The organism is Rossellomorea oryzaecorticis, from assembly GCF_045897515.1.
Lineage (GTDB): Bacteria > Bacillota > Bacilli > Bacillales > Bacillaceae_B > Rossellomorea > Rossellomorea enclensis.
The window spans coordinates 12898-29631 of sequence record NZ_JBJOSA010000026.1; the positions used below are offsets into that span (position 1 = coordinate 12898).

The window sequence follows — 16734 nt, forward strand, 5'->3', positions numbered from 1 at the left end:
CAAACTATTGGTGTTTAAATAGAATCATACTAAACTTATCAGATATGTGACAACTAGAGATGAAGATTGAAAAAGCAGGGTGGTGGGAAATTGACAGCAGATAAGATTGCAGTGAAGAAGGTATCTGAGCAGGTGGAGGAAAGAATCAAAGGAATGATCCAATCGGGTAGGTTTAAGGAAGGAGAGAAGCTTCCATCCGTCCGCGAGCTTTGTGAGATGTTCGAAGTCGGCAGGTCAGCCGTCCGTGATGCGATGACAACGTTGAAGGGAAAAGGCATTTTGCAGGTGAAGCAGGGGGAAGGAGCGTATGTACGTGCTTTCAATACAGAGAATTTCTTCACGACTCAGCTGATGCTGCCTGATACGAAGGATATTCGCGAATTGTTTGAGGCAAGAAAGATGATTGAGCCAGAGCTTGCTGGAATGGCTGCCGAAAAGAGGACGATTGAGGATATTCGCATCTTGGAGAGCTTTCTCTCTCAGGAAATGATGGCCAATTGGGAGGCCGATTACGAGTTTCATATGAAGATTGCCCGCATTACAGGGAATAGGATCCTTGTGAAATTAATGGCGTTCATTTCAGCGTCAACAAGGAAAGCGATGATCGATGTCCATCAGCATATCCAGAGCAGGGAGGATATCTCGAACCTTGTCGGGGATCAGCACAACCGCATCTTCAAATCGATTCAATCAGGCGATGCACCTGCAGCCAGGGAAAACATGATCAGGCATCTGGATTTTGTTGAGAAACTGCTAGTCAAAAATGTACTTACCCAATCATAAGATGTTCTTTTTTTACGAAATATTCGGAAACAGTGTTTCTTATTACGAAACAAGGAGTGTGGAAGATGCTGACTGAGCTTGTGACAGAGTTGACTAACGAAGTGCCGGAAGCGCGGTTTAAAGAAGGGAAGCTGGACCGCTTCGGGAACGGCGGTGATCTCAACGTCAATCCGGTTTCGGAAGAAGAGGTTGCAGCGATAGTAAAATATGCAAATGAAAATGGGAAGAAAGTGATTGTGGAAGGCTGCGGGACGAAGAGAGGCTACGGCGGGCTTGTTGAGTCTGCAGACATTATTCTGTCCATGGCAGATTGCAAAGGGGTTGTGGAACATGCGACGGGTGACTTGACCATAACGGTTAAAGCCGGCACGACCTTTAAGGAACTGCAGTCTTATCTGGCAGCGCACGGGCAGAAAATCGCACTCGATCCGGCTTGGCCAGGCGAAGCAACCATCGGTGGAATCATCGCTGCAAATGAAAGCGGTCCCAAGAGGCTCGGCTACGGTTCAGCAAGGGACAATGTCATCGGGCTTCGAGTTGTCTATCCTGACGGCACGATCATCCGCTCTGGCGGGAAAGTTGTGAAAAATGTGGCCGGTTATGACATGAATAAGCTGTTCATCGGTTCCATGGGTACACTCGGCGTGCTGACTGAAGTGACCCTCAAACTGCGGCCCATTTCAAAATGCGAGAGCCTCGTCCTTGTATCCTTTCCGGCAGACGGGCAGGCTGAAATCCGTCAATTTGTCATTGATGTGCTCGATTCAACACTTGAGCCGACTTCACTTGAACTGCTGAGCCCGGCGCTTTCTGAACAGTTGACAGGAGTGAAACTGTATACAGCCGCTATGAGCTTTGAGGATGTGGAAAGCTCGGTCCGTTATCAGGAGGAGACTGTGCAGCGGATGAAGCCTGAGGGCAGTCAGCTTACGATTTATGAACGTGATAAAGCCATGAACTTCTGGGCTCACTTTTCAAATCTAGGATCAGCCGTTAATGAAGGAACAGAATTGAATGCCATTTTGAAAATAGGTGTGGTCAATCTGGACGTACTGCATGTAATAAAAGAATGTGAACATCTTGAAGAAAGTCACAGGGTCGAAATCCTGGCGCACGGCGGACTCGGCCATGGACTATGCGGCGTCCATGTGAAGGGAGCCCATGAAGACGTCCTTTCAGTCATTCGCGAATTGAGGGCGGAAGCAACAAGTCGTGGAGGCTATGTCATCGTTAAGAGCCTTCCGTTCATAGAGCGCCAGAAGATCAAAATATGGGGAGACGATCCGTCCTATCTCTTTTTACTTCAAGGCATCAAAGCAAAAGTTGACCCGAATTCAGTATTGAACTACAAACGATTTGTAGGAGGGATTTAGGTGAGTGTAAAAGAGCTTGCGAAAACACCGCCCTGTTCTGACATGAGTTTAAGCAACTATTTATGGAGTGACAAACCAGATGAAAACAAATGGGCAGACTGCGTCCACTGCGGGATGTGCCTGGAATCATGCCCAACGTATGAACTGACGGGACAAGAGCAGCATTCCCCCCGTGGGCGTGTGCACCTGATAAAGTCGGTGGCAGAAGGGAAGCTTGAAGTGAATGAGCAGTTCATGGACCCCGTCTATGCATGCCTCGACTGCCGTGCCTGTACGACAGCCTGTCCCGCCGATGTTGATGTGGGAGGACTGATTGAGGAAGCGCGTGGACAAATCCGTCAGGCGATGCCGCTTAAGGGATGGAAAGGGATGGTCAGCAAAACATTCCTAGAAGGGTTGTTCCCGCATCCGAACCGCTTAAATGCACTTGGTGGCGTGCTGAAATTTTACCAAAAGAGCGGCGCACAGACGCTTGTAAGGAAGACAGGCCTCATCAACGTGATGCCCAGACATCTGGTGGAGATGGAAGCGATCATGCCCGAAATCAAACAATCTGTACGGCAAAAATATAAGAACCAGCGGGTCATCAAAGCGAAAGGCAAAACGAAGCACGAGGTTTCCATGCTGACGGGGTGTGTGATGGATGTGATGTTCGGGGAAATCAATGACTCGACGATCAATGTCCTGACCAGAAACGGTAATGATGTGGTGATTCCGGAAAATCAAACGTGCTGCGGCGCGCTGCATGTTCACTCCGGCGACAGGGAAATGGGAAGGAAGCTTGCCAAACAGAACATCGAAGCGTTCAAGGATAGTGACAAGGTCATTGTGAACGCAGCGGGCTGCGGCTGCATGATGAAGGATTATCCGGAACTCTTCCATGAAGACCCGGAATGGAGGTCAAAGGCTGAGGAGTTTTCCGCAAAAGTTGAAGACATTTCCAAATACCTTCATGATACAGGCTATGAAACGCCCGATGCCGAACTGAAAACTCGGATTACGTATCATGATGCCTGTCACTTGGCGCATGGGCAGGGTGTACGCCAGGAGCCCCGCGATCTTCTACTCACCATCCCTGGAGTCGAAATGGTCCATATGCCGAATGCAGACCGCTGCTGCGGAAGTGCCGGTATATACAATATCACAAACCCTGAAATGGCAGGTGCTGTGCTGGAGAGCAAAATGCAGAATGTCCCTGAGGATGTCGAAATGATATCGATGGGGAATCCCGGCTGTATGCTGCAAATGGCGATGGGAGTCAAGAAGTACGGTAAAAACCAACAGGTCGTCCATACCGTCCAACTCCTTGATTGGGCGTATCAAAAAGAGGATGAAGAAAGGGGGAGGGCATGATGGCACTGAAAAAGCTGAAGACTGCAGATCCTCATATCAAAGGTCTCGCGGCGCTTGTCAGCGGACCGAACAGTATCCTGTATCACAAGGAGGACCTGATCGCCTATGATTGCGACGGCTTCACCCTCCATAAGCATCTGCCGAAAGCAGTCGTATTCCCGAAGGGTACGGAGGAAGTGGCTAAACTTGTAACCTATTGCTCCGAGAACGGACTTCCGTTCCTGGCCAGGGGCGCCGGCACCGGTCTGTCCGGAGGCGCCATCCCTATTAACGGGGAAGTGATCATCAGCCTTGTCCGCATGAAACGGCTTTTAAGTGTCGATTTAGAAAACCGGCGTGCAGTCGTCGAGCCAGGTTTCGTGAATCTGAAGCTGACTAACTCGATTTCAGATAAAGGCTATTATTACGCCCCGGATCCTTCAAGCCAATACTGTTGTACAATCGGTGGTAATGTCGCCGAGAATGCCGGAGGGGCACACTGTCTGAAATACGGTGTCACCACCAATCATATTCTCGGATTGGAGGTCGTCCTGCCGAACGGGGACATAATCGAAATCGGTCCAAATGGTATCCCCGATGCCCCGGGCTATGATCTTCTCGGACTTCTGACAGGGTCTGAAGGGACGCTCGGGATCGTTACGAAGATCACCGTTCGCATCTTGAAAAATCCCGAAGCGAAACAAACGGTGCTTGCCTATTTTGACCGGGTGGAAGACGGAAGCCAGGCCGTTTCCGATATCATATCGAAAGGAATCGTCCCTGCAGCACTGGAAATGATGGACAAAATCGCGATTGAAGGAGTCGAGGCAGCTGCTTTCCCAGTGGGACATCCAAAGGATATAGAAGCCTTGCTTCTGATCGAGGTGGACGGGATATCCGCAGGGATCGAAGAGCAAATCAATCAAATATTGGATGTGTGCAGGGCAAGGAACGTCCGGGAAGTTAAAGTCGCCCGTGATGAGCTTGAAAGAGGCAGATGGTGGGCGAACAGGAAGACAGGCTTCGGTGCGATGGGAGCCATCTCCCCGGACTATCTGGTTCAGGACGGTGTGATTCCGAGAAGCCGGCTTCCTGAAGTGTTAAACAGAATCAATGAAATCAGTGCTGAATACGGGCTGCGGATAGCGAATATTTTCCACGCGGGGGACGGGAACCTGCATCCGCTCGTCCTCTTTGATGCACGGATCCCCGGCGAAACTGAAAAAGCATTGAAAGCTGGGAGCGAATGTTTGAAGGCATGTGCCGACGCAGGCGGATCCATTACGGGAGAACACGGCGTAGGCATTGAGAAGAAAGAAGAAATGCGCTTTGTCTTCCATGACGATGAAATCATCGCCCAGAGCAGCATACGTGAAGTCTTCAACCCTCACAATCTACTGAATGCCGGCAAGCTGTTCCCAAGCCCAGGCCGCTGCGTCGAGATCAAGACAGAGTTGAAGGCACAGCAGGAAGTGATTGGGTCATAGATTGATAATGACAGCGGTCTGGTTTGTGTATGGAAAAAATGTACACAAAATCGTTCATTCTTTTTTCAGGAAGCAGGAAACTAACTAATCACCTTATAAAAATCCTGAATTATTAGAAAACAGATTGAATGGTAAACTTGAAGATGGTATCATCGATATAACAATTATGAAACGGTGTTTCTTAATAAGAAACACCAACTAAATTTATCAATGGCTTATAAAGGTTATTGCATCTATTTCATCAGCATCAATACAGCGCCCTGAGCCAAAATAGGAGGAATCGATCAATGAGTAATTATGTCAAAGCAGGATCCTTGCAGGTAGATCAACAATTGTATGAGTTTATTAATTCCGAAGTCCTACCCGGTACTGGACTTGACAGCGAAGCTTTCTGGCCGGAATTCGGTGAGCTGCTGCAGGATCTCACCCCAAAAAATAAAGCGCTGCTGGCCCGCCGTGATGAAATCCAGGATAAACTCCACGATTGGCATAAAGAGAACAAAGAATTCGATTTGGCCACTTATAAAACGTTCCTTGAAGAACTCGGCTATCTAGAACCGGAAGTGGACGACTTCACCGTGACGACTGAAAACGTCGACGATGAAGTCGCGCTCCAGGCCGGGCCTCAGCTGGTCGTACCCGTGAATAATGCACGATACGCCATCAACGCTGCCAATGCCCGGTGGGGAAGTCTGTATGACGCCCTTTATGGGACGGATGCGATCGGTGAAGAGGACGGTGCCGGCCGTCAAGGCGCGTACAATCCGGTCCGGGGCGAGAAAGTCATCGACTTTGGAAGGAACTTCTTGGATCAGGCCGTTCCTTTGAAAGACGCGTCCCACAAACATGCGTTGAAGTATGAAATCGCTGACGGCAGATTAGCTGTAACGTTAATGAATGGAAAAACAGCAGGATTAGAGGACGAAAGCAAGTTTGCCGGCTATCAGGGAGAAGCTGACAGCCCTTCAGCCGTCCTGCTGAAAAATAACCGCCTTCACATCGAAATCCAATTTGACGAGAAGCACCCGATCGGGGCGTCAGATGATGCGAATGTGAAGGATATTGTCCTTGAATCAGCGATTACCACAATCATGGACTGTGAAGACTCGGTAGCGGCAGTCGACGCAGAGGACAAGGTACTTGTTTACAGGAACTGGCTTGGCCTCATGAAAGGGGATCTCGCAGCGGTATTTGATAAAGCGGGGAAGACGATGACGCGAACACTGAACTCAGACCGGTCGTATAAGACCCCCGGCGGTAAAGATCTCACTCTTTCCGGACGCTCTCTGATGTTTGTCCGAAATGTCGGACACCTTATGACGAACAGCGCGGTCCTGGACCAGGACGGTCGGGAAGTGCATGAAGGGATCCTTGATACCGTTATTACGAGTTTAATAGCAAAGCATACGCTGCGCGGGACGGGGAGCTACCAAAATACATCCAAGGGCTCGGTCTATATTGTAAAACCAAAAATGCATGGCTCCGAGGAGGTCGCTTTCGCTAATGAACTGTTCGACCGTGTGGAGGATCTGCTTGACTTGGAACGTAACACACTGAAGATCGGGGTCATGGATGAAGAACGCAGGACCACCCTTAACCTGAAGAACTGCATCAAAATGGTAAAGGAAAGAATCGTGTTCATCAACACTGGATTCCTCGATCGTACGGGGGATGAAATGCATACTTCGATGGAAGCGGGCCCGATGATCAGAAAGAATGATATGAAAGCAACAAAATGGCTCAAGGGTTATGAACAATCGAACGTTCAGACAGGACTTGCTGCAGGATTTCAGGGTCGTGCTCAAATCGGCAAGGGGATGTGGGCGATGCCTGATATGATGGCCGAAATGATGGTGCAGAAAATCGGTCATCTCAAAGCCGGAGCCAATACGGCATGGGTGCCTTCGCCAACGGCTGCGACGCTCCACGCACTTCACTATCATGAAGTATTCGTGCAGGATGTCCAGGATGTGCTGGCGAAAGGAGCTTCTGACCTGCGCGATGATATTTTGACAATACCTGTTGCGGAATCTCAAGATTGGTCTGCTGAGGAAATCCAGCAGGAACTAGATAATAATGCGCAGGGAATCCTTGGATATGTCGTTCGCTGGGTAGAACATGGTGTGGGCTGCTCGAAGGTGCCCGATATCAACAATGTCGGCCTGATGGAAGACCGAGCCACGCTGCGTATCTCCAGTCAGCACATGGCCAACTGGCTGCACCACGGCATCTGCACCGAAGAACAAGTGATGGAAACGTTGAAGCGGATGGCGAAGGTCGTTGACGAGCAAAATGCCGGCGACCCTGAGTACCGCCCGATGGCCGCAGATTACGATCAATCTGTCGCCTTCCAAGCTACCTGCGACCTTGTCTTCAAAGGGTACGAACAGCCAAACGGCTATACGGAACCGATCCTCCACCGGAGACGGATCGAAGCGAAAGAGAAGTATGGCGTGAAACAGGGATAGGGAGTGTAGTGGGGCATTCTTCTTGAATGCCCCATTTTATAAGATGGACCGGTACTTCCTAAGCTGCGATACTACTTTTTTCAGAGAGTCAATCCGATGATATAATGGCAAATTAAGTTATATCTTTGGTCTTCCGATGGAAGAAGGATGGTTTTGATAATAGATTGTAAGGATTCGATAATAAAAAGCGGATTTTCAATAATAAATTCAAGTTTTTCGATAATAAATCTTCATTTATCGATAATAAGAGCTCTCTGTATGCTTACCAGCTAGTCTATTACAGCTGTTATTAGGTAAGAAGAGTGACCAATGACGTAAAAAACGTTGGAAAAGTAATGCATTATGAATAAAAGCACAAAAAATTTCTTCTTTTTGTAATAATAAACCATATTTTTCAAAAAGACTCACCGAAAGGAGACACACTATGAAATTCATTCGATTCCAGAAGGGGAATGCAGTATCTCACGGAGTACTCGAAGGCAGCACCATTAAACAAATCACAGGTAATATCTTTTCAGGCTGGGAATATACAGGCAATGTTTATGAAGCGGATGAGGTGAAGCACCTCGCCCCGCTTAAGCCAAATCAGATCATCGGCATAGGCGCTAACTTCGTATCGAAACAGGAAGACCTGCCTGATTCATTACCGGACATCCCGGTGTTTTTCTTCAAACCCGTTTCTTCGGTCATCGGTCCGGAAGAACACATCGTCATACCGGGAAACATTGATTCTGTAAAATTCGAATCGGAACTGGCAGTCGTCATCGGAAAGGAAGCAAGGAATGTTCCTGAGGAGGAGATCCTCGATTATGTGTTCGGCTATACGATCGGTAACGATGTCACCGCACCACAATTCTTTCATGAGGCTGGGCACTGGACGATCGGGAAGTCATTTGACACATTCACGCCGCTCGGACCGGTAATTGAAACCGAGCTGAACCCATTCTCCGTGAATGTTGAAGCGAGGCTGAACGGGGAAGAAAAGCAGAACAGTCCGACTTCACTGATGATTGTGCCGATCCGTGAGATGATTTCCTATCTGACGAAGGTGATGACCTTGAAGCCGGGAGATGTCATTTTAACGGGAAGTCCCATTGGTGCTGAAATGGTCGGGACAGGGGACGTGATCGAATGTGAAATCAAGGAGATCGGGACACTGAAGAATACGTTCTCAGCAGTCGGTCATGGTGTCGGGGTATCGTAAGCTCCCGTCACGCTTGTGATATAATGGAAGGTAAGACGTTTTGTCATCAGGGGTGAAGGTTGTGGAAAGAGAAAACATGGTCAAATCCGTAAGCCGGGCACTGGACATCATCCAGCTTATCAGCATGAAAAAGGGCGGCTTGGGCGTCACGGAAATCGCAAATCAGATAGACATCAATAAGAGCTCCGTTTACCGGATATTATCGACCCTCGTCCAATATGGATTCATTGAACAGGACGAGATCACAGGACGCTATAAGCTCGGGTATAAATTCCTGGAGATCAGCTCTAAGCTCCTGGAATCGATCGATCTCCGCGAGGAAGCGAAGCCTTTCCTGCAGGAGCTTGAAGAAGAAACGAATGAAGTCATCCATCTCGTCGTATATGATCAGGGAGAAGTGGTGTACATCGAAAAGCTTGAAGGCAATGAAGTGCTCAGGATGCATTCAAAAGTGGGAAAGAGGGCGCCGATGCACTGTACATCAGTCGGAAAAGCGATCCTTGCCCATTTGCCGACGAATGATGTTATCGAAATCCTTGATCGTAAAGGCATGCCGATGCATACTGATCAGACGATCACGGATAAAAATCGATTTTTAAAAGAATTGATCGGGGTGAAACAGAAGGGCTATGCCCTCGATCTTGAAGAGAATGAGTACGGGATCACTTGTATCGCTGCACCCATCTTCGATCACCTTGAGAAGGTTGTAGCGGCCGTGAGCATCTCCGGTCCGACGATGCGTATGTCCGGTCAGCGGTTGGAAGAATTGAAAGAGCGTGTCCCTGAGATAGCCAAGCGGATTTCAGCGCGTCTCGGTCATGTCCATCATAATCAAATCACGTAAGCAAAGGCTCTATTTTTTCGAACAAACGAAAAATAGAGCTTTTTTATTTAAAAATTATAAATTTTCTAAAAAGTTGTTGTATCAGGATATAATGTATGTATAATTTTAGTTAGGGTTTAGTAATGTTATATAACACAAAGTGAAATGGTTGTATAACAGTGTTGTTTAGTATGTGGTGTATTAGAAACGGTGTTTGGTATTACAAAACAGAAAGGGGAAACGTTTCATGAGTACTGGTGTGTTGGCAATCTTATCTTTATTACCCATCCTGGCAGTCGGAATATTTCTGGTAGGCCTTAGGTGGCCGGCAAGTAAAGCAATGCCCATTTCATACATAATTGCAGTAGGGCTTGCTTTATTTGTCTGGAAAATTCCGGGAGCTAATGTTGCGGCAGCCTCAGTGAACGGCCTAGTTGTTGCAGGGACTCTGCTTTTCATCATCTTTGGGGCTATCCTGTTATTGAACACACTGCAGGAAAGCGGGGGAATCAAGACGATCCGTCAAGGTTTCACAGACATATCAGCCGACAGAAGAGTGCAGGTTATCATCATCGCTTGGCTGTTCGGGTCTTTCATTGAAGGTTCGGCAGGATTCGGGACGCCTGCAGCTGTGGCAGTGCCGTTATTGGTGGGTCTTGGATTCCCGGCGATGGCAGCTGTTGTGGCCGGCATGGTGATTCAGAGTACACCGGTTTCATTCGGGGCAGTCGGTACGCCGATTCTTGTCGGTGTCCAGTCTGGATTATCGGCCGATTCCGGAATTACGACCGATTTCCTTGCTTTTGTGACGGATATCGGTACGAAAGTGGCATTTCTCCATATGGTGACGGGTACACTGGTCCCGTTATTTGTCGTCGCACTGATGACAAGATTCTTCGGGAAAAACAAATCATTCTCTGAAGGAATCAAAGTGTGGAAATTCGCGTTGTTCGCAGCTTTTTCCATGACGGTTCCCTATTTGATCGTCGCCAATGTGCTCGGACCTGAATTCCCATCCATGATCGGCGGGCTTGTCGGTCTTGCGATTGTGATCAATGCTGCTAAAAAAGGGTTCCTGATGCCGCCGAAGGAAGAGGCATGGGATTTTGAAGAAAAGTCCAAATGGGATTCAGAGTGGAGCGGCAGACTGGAAATCAAGGATATCGCACATAAAAGCGGAAGTATGAGCATGGTCCGTGCATGGGCACCCTATATCCTGGTCGGCCTGTTTTTAGTATTGACAAGATTGAAATCGCTTCCATTATTGGAGTGGCTTCAATCCTGGACGGTCACGTTCCCAAATCTATTCGGTACGGACATCAGCTCCAGCTTCCAGCCGCTGTATTTACCGGGCACAATTTTCATCGCAGTGTCTTTGATCACTTACTTCCTTCATGGAATGAACGGAAGAGCGTACAAGCGGGCCTGGGCACAATCTGGGAAAACGATGATTGCAGCCTCGACTGCCCTCGTCTTCACGGTCCCGATGGTTCAGGTGTTCCTGAACACTGGGGGAGGAGCGGCCGGCTTTGAAAAGATGCCGATCGAACTTGCGAACGGCGTTGCAGCGATTGCCGGTGATTACTGGCCGTTCTTCTCGACTTTCATCGGAGGAATAGGTGCTTTCATCGCCGGCAGCAACACTGTAAGTAACATGATGTTCTCGCTATTCCAATACAATGTCGGGTCGCAGATGGGTGTTGACGCAAGCTGGATCGTAGCCCTGCAGGCAGTCGGAGGAGCTGCAGGCAATATGATCTGCGTCCATAACGTTGTGGCGGCTTCAGCGGTTGTCGGTTTAGTAGGAAAAGAAGGGGCAGTCATTCGAAAAACGCTGCTTCCATTTGCATATTATGCACTGTTTGCAGGCTCACTCGGATATTCAATTGTATGGTACTCTCAAAAAGGAATCTTCAATCTCGGCAGTTTCATCGTTGCACTCATTGCAATGGCAGCCATCTACGTTATCGCAACCAACAACAAGCGTACCAGTCTTCTCATCACCAAGAACATTGGCGGTCCGAAAGTAAAACAGGGTTAAGAGACAAGCCATATCCCAGACAATATGAATAGAGAAATTAACCCACCGGCCGGTATAACGGTCGGTGTTTTTTCGTACAGCACCTCCTGCCTCATAGCTTTTTAAGGATGATATTAACCCTTTGAGACCATGGGCCGGTCTTCAAACCTGCAGTCGGGTAGCAGACGCCTCGTGCAATTAAAAGACTTACATTTGGTTTTATTATCTACTAAACTGAAATTAATCTCCCGTAAGGATATTGAAAGGAATGTGATGTTGTATGCCGAAAAATTTTAAAATAGAGAAACCGAAAATACAATCAAATCTCGAACCTGCCCAATTCGAGGATGTTTATTATGATGAAGATCCGATGTTAAAAGACTGCGAAATCAAGCATGCATTTGTAGAAGGGGAAGAACTGGAAAAGCTCGACCTTACGAGGGTATCATTAAAAGGTGTGCGGCTTTTAAACTCGTCTTTCAGAAGGGCCGATGTCACTGATACTGTGATTGAAAACTGTGATTTGTCAAATACCCGTTTTGAAGAAGGAATCATACACAGGGTCCATTTCAAGGACTGCAAGCTGCTTGGACTTGATTTATCACAGGCAAACCTAAAGAATGTCACGTTTGAAAATTGCATCCTGAATATCAGCAGCTTCATTGATGCAAAAGTAAAGAAGGTGCTGTTTGAAAAGTGCACTTTGCACAGTGCCAATTTCTTTGATTGCCGTTTAGAAGATGTAACATTTGATCAATGTGATTTAAATGATATCGATTTTACCGTGACCATTCTTAAAGGGATCGATATCAGCTCGAGCTTCTTTGAACGAATAAGGGTCGAAGCAGAAAATCTCAGGGGCTGCATTATTTCACCCCAGCAAGCGGTTGCGTTTGCACCGGTTTTCGGCTTGATGGTCAAGGAATAGCCCTTAAGTGACAGCTCTGCACGCCCCCTGTTAAAATGAAAGCATTAAAACGCAACCAAGGAGGGAAACGAATTTGTTTCAACTGGTGAATGAAGTAAGGGAGAAGAATCCGCTTATACATAATATGACGAATGTGGTGGTAACACATTTCACAGCGAACGGGCTGCTGGCAATCGGAGCTTCTCCGGTTATGGCCTATGCAAAGGAAGAGGCAGCTGATATGGCAAGGATTTCGGGAGCGCTCGTTCTGAACATCGGCACGCTGTCGGAGACCGAAGTGGAGTCGATGATCCTGGCGGGAAAAGCGGCAAACGAACAAAGGATCCCCGTTGTATTCGACCCTGTCGGAGCGGGGGCCACTCCGTTTCGCACAGAGATGTCCAGAAAAATCCTGAATGAAGTTAAGATATCAATAATAAGGGGCAATGCTGCCGAGGTTGCCGCCATTACAGGTGAAAAATGGGAAATTAAAGGGGTCGATGCCGGGTCAGGGGATGGAAGCATCGTTGAACTTGCTAATAAAGCTGCACACCTATTCGGGTGCACTGTGGTGATTACGGGCAAGGAGGATGTCATCACCGATGGAGGTAGAACACATATTGTGGAAAACGGTCATGAATTGTTAACCAAGGTAACCGGAACCGGCTGTCTGTTATCGTCTGTTATCGCAGCCTATACCGCGCTCGAACAAGATAGTGTGAAAGCTGCGGCCACTGCCGTTTCAGCCTACGGGATTGCGGCTGAGAAAGCGGCAGCAACGACGGCATATAAAGGTCCGGGCAGCTTTCAAATCGAATTCCTAGATCAGCTTTCAAAGATTAGTAAAGAAGACGAAGTATATGCTAAGATCAAGACTACCAAAGAGTAAAGGCAGGGATGAACTTTGACTATAAGTAAAGCACTTACGATAGCAGGATCGGACAGCGGAGGCGGGGCCGGCATCCAGGCGGACCTGAAGACGTTTCAGGAACTCGGGGCATACGGCATGTCTGCCATTACCGCTGTAACAGCACAAAATACGCTGGGCGTCCATGGAGTGTACCCTGTAAGCATTGAAGGAATCGTACAACAGATTGACGCAATCGGGGAGGACCTGGGAACGGACGCACTCAAAACAGGCATGCTTTTTTCCGGTGAGGTAATTGAAGCGGTGAGTGAGCGTATTCATCATTACGGCTGGGAAAATATTGTCGTCGATCCCGTTATGATTGCAAAAGGCGGGGCAAAGCTTCTGCAGGATGAAGCGATCCGTGCCCTCAAGGAAAAACTGCTTCCGCTGACATCTGTGATTACACCGAATATCCCTGAAGCAGAAGTACTGACGGAGATGAAAATCTCTTCCTTGGATGACCGGAGAAAAGCTGCAAAACAGTTGATGGGTATGGGAGCTAAAGCCGTCGTCATCAAGGGGGGCCACGCAGATGATAAAGAAGTCATTGACTTATTTTTTGATGGTACAACCTGCGAAGAGCTCATGTCGCCCCGCATTGAAACCCTTCATACACACGGGACCGGATGCACCTTTTCTGCAGCGATTACGGCACAGCTTGCAAATGGCATGACGATGAGGGATGCGGTCTTGACTGCGAAGGAATTCATCCGTGCTGCAATAGAGGATGGGCTGGGAATCGGCGGGGGACACGGACCGACAAACCATTGGGCTTACAATAAAAGGGGGGAGAAGTAATGGCTAATCATCGGGATAAATCTGCGATTGAAGAGCTTCTTCAGCTTTACTTCATCATGGGGAGCACAAATTGCAAAGCAGACCCTGTCCATGTCCTCGAGCAGGCGATCGAAGGAGGCATTACACTCTTTCAATATAGGGAAAAAGGTCCGGGTGCCTTGGAAGGACTTGATAAGACCAAACTGGCCGAAAAACTTTTCCGAGTCTGCAAAGATGCAGACATCCCCTTTATCGTGAATGACGATGTTGACCTGGCTCTCGAGTTGGATGCAGACGGCATCCATGTCGGACAGGAGGATCTGGCTGCAGACTTTGTACGTGAAAAGGCTGGTGATAGGATAATAGGTGTATCGGCACATACCATTGAAGAAGCTGAGAAAGCCATTGAAGACGGTGCCGATTACCTTGGTCTCGGACCGATTTACCCGACGATTTCAAAAGATGATGCACGGGCTGTCAGCGGACTGTCGATCATAGAAAACTTCCGTAAAAACGGGATCACCGTTCCGATTGTGGGAATAGGAGGTATCAATGCTAGAAATGCCAGGGCAGTCATTCAGGCCGGCGCAAACGGAGTATCATTGATATCAGCCATTGCAGCGGCTGCTGACGTAAAAAAAGCCGCAATTGATTTAAAGAGAGCCGTTCTATAGTGTAAAAGAAAGCCCTTCATCGCCCGCAGGCAGTGAAGGGCATCTACATCCTTATTTATAAATACGGTCCAAGAAAAGCCTGATCCGCTTATTGGCTTCCATTTCATTTTTCTTTTTGGAAAATCCGTGACCTTCATCTTCAAAAAGAAGATACTCTGCGCTTATTCCTTTCTCTTTCATTTTTCCTACGATTCGCTCAGATTCTTCCGTTTTGACCCTTGGATCATTTTTTCCATGCAAAATGAACATTGGTTTACTCATCTGATCCACATATGTAATAGGGGAGGCGGCAACCAGTTTATCGTAGTCCTCTTCTGGATTTCCTACCATTTGATTCATGAGTGTCCGCCAGCTCGAAGGCACATTCTCAACGAAAGTAAGAAGGTTGGAAATACCGAAAATATCAATGACAGCGCATAAATACTCATTATGTCTTCCAGCCAGGAGCAGACTCAAATATCCGCCGTAACTGCCGCCCATAACTGAGATATTCCCTTTACTGGCATGGCCGTTCTCAATCAGCCACTCCATCCCGGCAACACAGTCAAGTCTTGGACCATCGCCCCAATCCTTTTCGACCATCTTTTGAAATGTTGCACCGTATCCTGTGCTTCCCCTGAAATTCGGGGCGAAAATAGTGTATCCGCTTTGTACAAGATACTGAATAAGAGGGCGGTATTTCATCCTTTCAGCTTGTTGCGGCCCCCCGTGAAGCCAGAGTATTGTCCCTTTCACAATATGATCCTGGTCAGGCTTGAAAAGGAGCGCTTCAATCGACAGACCATCATAGGAAGGGTAACGGATGACTTCAGGCTTGATCATGTTTCGATCATAGATTCCCAATGCTTTGTTATTTGTAAGCATAAGCCACTCTCCATCTGCTTCCCGTTTAAAAATATTATCAATCCTGTGTGATGACATGGCGAGGGCATACAATGTCCCGCTTGAGGACGCGTCGATTTTTTTCAGAATATCACAAGGTAAATCAATCAATGTCAGATCACCGGTCGTGGTCTCGAATTGATAAAGGTGGTCCTTTACACCTTTTTCACTTGCTAAATAAAAGGTGTTCCCATTCGAAGTCAACATTTTTATTTCTTCACTTTTCAACTTCAACACTTGCCGGAATTCATTTGTTGAGAGAGTGAAAGATGCCAGATAAGAGAATTCTTCCTGATAGTTTGTCAGGAAATAAATTGTGTCCTCATCTGCAAACCGTACGTCCATGATTATATGCGGAGAGGATGGGTCCGGGACGAGGGGGATTTTTTTATCATCAGCTTGATAGAAACCCGCTGCGTGGGTATTTGTATAGGTTTCAGTGAAAACATAGTCAGAGCCATTTGGAGAAACGGCTGCCACGACAATAGGTGCTTCCTTTCCTGATTGAAGGAGTTCTTTTCTGTTGGTTTTCAAATCGAATCTATAAATATTCAACAAAGGATTTTCATGATTAGAAGAGTAGTAAATTTCCTGATTAAAGGTACACGCATTATAGCAGGCTGACATGTTCTCGTCCTTGTTGAAAGGAACAGGTTTTCCTCCTGAAAGCAGTAGATGATGCAGCTGGTAATTTTCATCTCCATCATGTTTAAATGCAGCAGTAATCAGATGCTCCTCTTCATGGATATGAATGAAACTGCTGCTCTGATTAATTGCTGTCAGCTGATAGGGAAAGTTATTTGGCAAATCCATTGCCCATAGATTATATTTACCTGACAGATTGGTACTGAACACCAATTTTTTTTCATCCTTACTAACACTGAATGTGCAATGTGCCGATCTCGACCGTGTGGAAGTACTGTTCAACTTCAGGCTTTTGTAAAAGAATAAGACATTCCTCCATAAATCATATTATAACCATATTATTCCACTTGCTGTATTCACATTCAATCATTAATTTTCCGTGAGTCCTGAACTCTTACCGGGTTCCCATTCCAACCTTGTTAATTCACTGAAAAAAAGGTTGCATTCAC

Annotated in this window: 13 protein-coding genes; 12 read left to right on the forward strand and 1 reads right to left on the reverse strand. The window is 47.4% G+C overall.

Features of this window, described 5'->3' with window-relative positions; genetic code table 11:
• Positions 1 to 90 precede the first annotated feature (90 nt).
• The 12 genes from ACKA06_RS19415 (at position 91) to thiE (ending at position 14758) form a co-directional block, all read left to right on the forward strand.
• The gene (locus ACKA06_RS19415) at positions 91 to 783 is read left to right on the forward strand and encodes a FadR/GntR family transcriptional regulator (protein ID WP_198257555.1); all 693 of its coding nucleotides are present in this window, start codon (positions 91 to 93) and stop codon (positions 781 to 783) included.
• Between the two features lie 65 nt (positions 784 to 848).
• Entirely contained in the window at positions 849 to 2156 is a 1308-nt protein-coding gene (locus tag ACKA06_RS19420; protein WP_032088353.1) for an FAD-binding oxidoreductase, read from the forward strand.
• A gap of 42 nt (positions 2157 to 2198) precedes the next feature.
• Complete coding sequence (locus ACKA06_RS19425) at positions 2199 to 3509, forward strand: (Fe-S)-binding protein (RefSeq protein ID WP_214874217.1); 1311 nt, start codon at positions 2199 to 2201, stop codon at positions 3507 to 3509.
• Positions 3509 to 4975 (forward strand): FAD-linked oxidase C-terminal domain-containing protein, encoded by a 1467-nt coding sequence (locus ACKA06_RS19430; protein WP_198257557.1) that lies wholly within the window; start codon positions 3509 to 3511, stop codon positions 4973 to 4975. Before ACKA06_RS19425 ends, ACKA06_RS19430 begins: the two co-directional genes overlap by 1 nt.
• A gap of 287 nt (positions 4976 to 5262) precedes the next feature.
• Positions 5263 to 7443, forward strand: coding sequence for a malate synthase G (locus ACKA06_RS19435; protein WP_197670974.1), 2181 nt, complete (start codon positions 5263 to 5265; stop codon positions 7441 to 7443).
• A gap of 424 nt (positions 7444 to 7867) precedes the next feature.
• Positions 7868 to 8647, forward strand: a complete 780-nt coding sequence (locus ACKA06_RS19440) for a fumarylacetoacetate hydrolase family protein (protein WP_198257558.1) — start codon at positions 7868 to 7870, stop codon at positions 8645 to 8647.
• Positions 8648 to 8708: 61 nt separating this feature from the next.
• Positions 8709 to 9491 (forward strand): IclR family transcriptional regulator, encoded by a 783-nt coding sequence (locus ACKA06_RS19445; RefSeq protein ID WP_058298660.1) that lies wholly within the window; start codon positions 8709 to 8711, stop codon positions 9489 to 9491.
• Positions 9492 to 9717: 226 nt separating this feature from the next.
• On the forward strand, positions 9718 to 11511 hold the full coding sequence (locus ACKA06_RS19450) for an L-lactate permease (protein ID WP_411160414.1): 1794 nt from the start codon (positions 9718 to 9720) through the stop codon (positions 11509 to 11511).
• 259 nt (positions 11512 to 11770) lie between these two features.
• Positions 11771 to 12418 (forward strand): pentapeptide repeat-containing protein, encoded by a 648-nt coding sequence (locus tag ACKA06_RS19455; RefSeq protein ID WP_214871519.1) that lies wholly within the window; start codon positions 11771 to 11773, stop codon positions 12416 to 12418.
• A gap of 73 nt (positions 12419 to 12491) precedes the next feature.
• Positions 12492 to 13286 carry a hydroxyethylthiazole kinase gene (gene thiM / locus ACKA06_RS19460; RefSeq protein WP_214871518.1) on the forward strand — a complete coding sequence of 265 codons (795 nt, stop codon included), beginning with the start codon at positions 12492 to 12494 and terminating at the stop codon, positions 13284 to 13286.
• A gap of 15 nt (positions 13287 to 13301) precedes the next feature.
• Positions 13302 to 14105 (forward strand): bifunctional hydroxymethylpyrimidine kinase/phosphomethylpyrimidine kinase, encoded by an 804-nt coding sequence (gene thiD, locus ACKA06_RS19465; protein WP_032088363.1) that lies wholly within the window; start codon positions 13302 to 13304, stop codon positions 14103 to 14105.
• Positions 14105 to 14758, forward strand: a complete 654-nt coding sequence (gene thiE, locus ACKA06_RS19470) for a thiamine phosphate synthase (RefSeq protein WP_411160415.1) — start codon at positions 14105 to 14107, stop codon at positions 14756 to 14758. Before thiD ends, thiE begins: the two co-directional genes overlap by 1 nt.
• 51 nt (positions 14759 to 14809) lie before the next feature.
• Here the strand turns inward: thiE and ACKA06_RS19475 are convergent, their stop codons facing one another.
• Positions 14810 to 16495 carry a S9 family peptidase gene (locus ACKA06_RS19475; RefSeq protein ID WP_411160416.1) on the reverse strand — a complete coding sequence of 562 codons (1686 nt, stop codon included), beginning with the start codon at positions 16493 to 16495 and terminating at the stop codon, positions 14810 to 14812.
• Between the last annotated feature and the right edge of the window lie 239 nt (positions 16496 to 16734).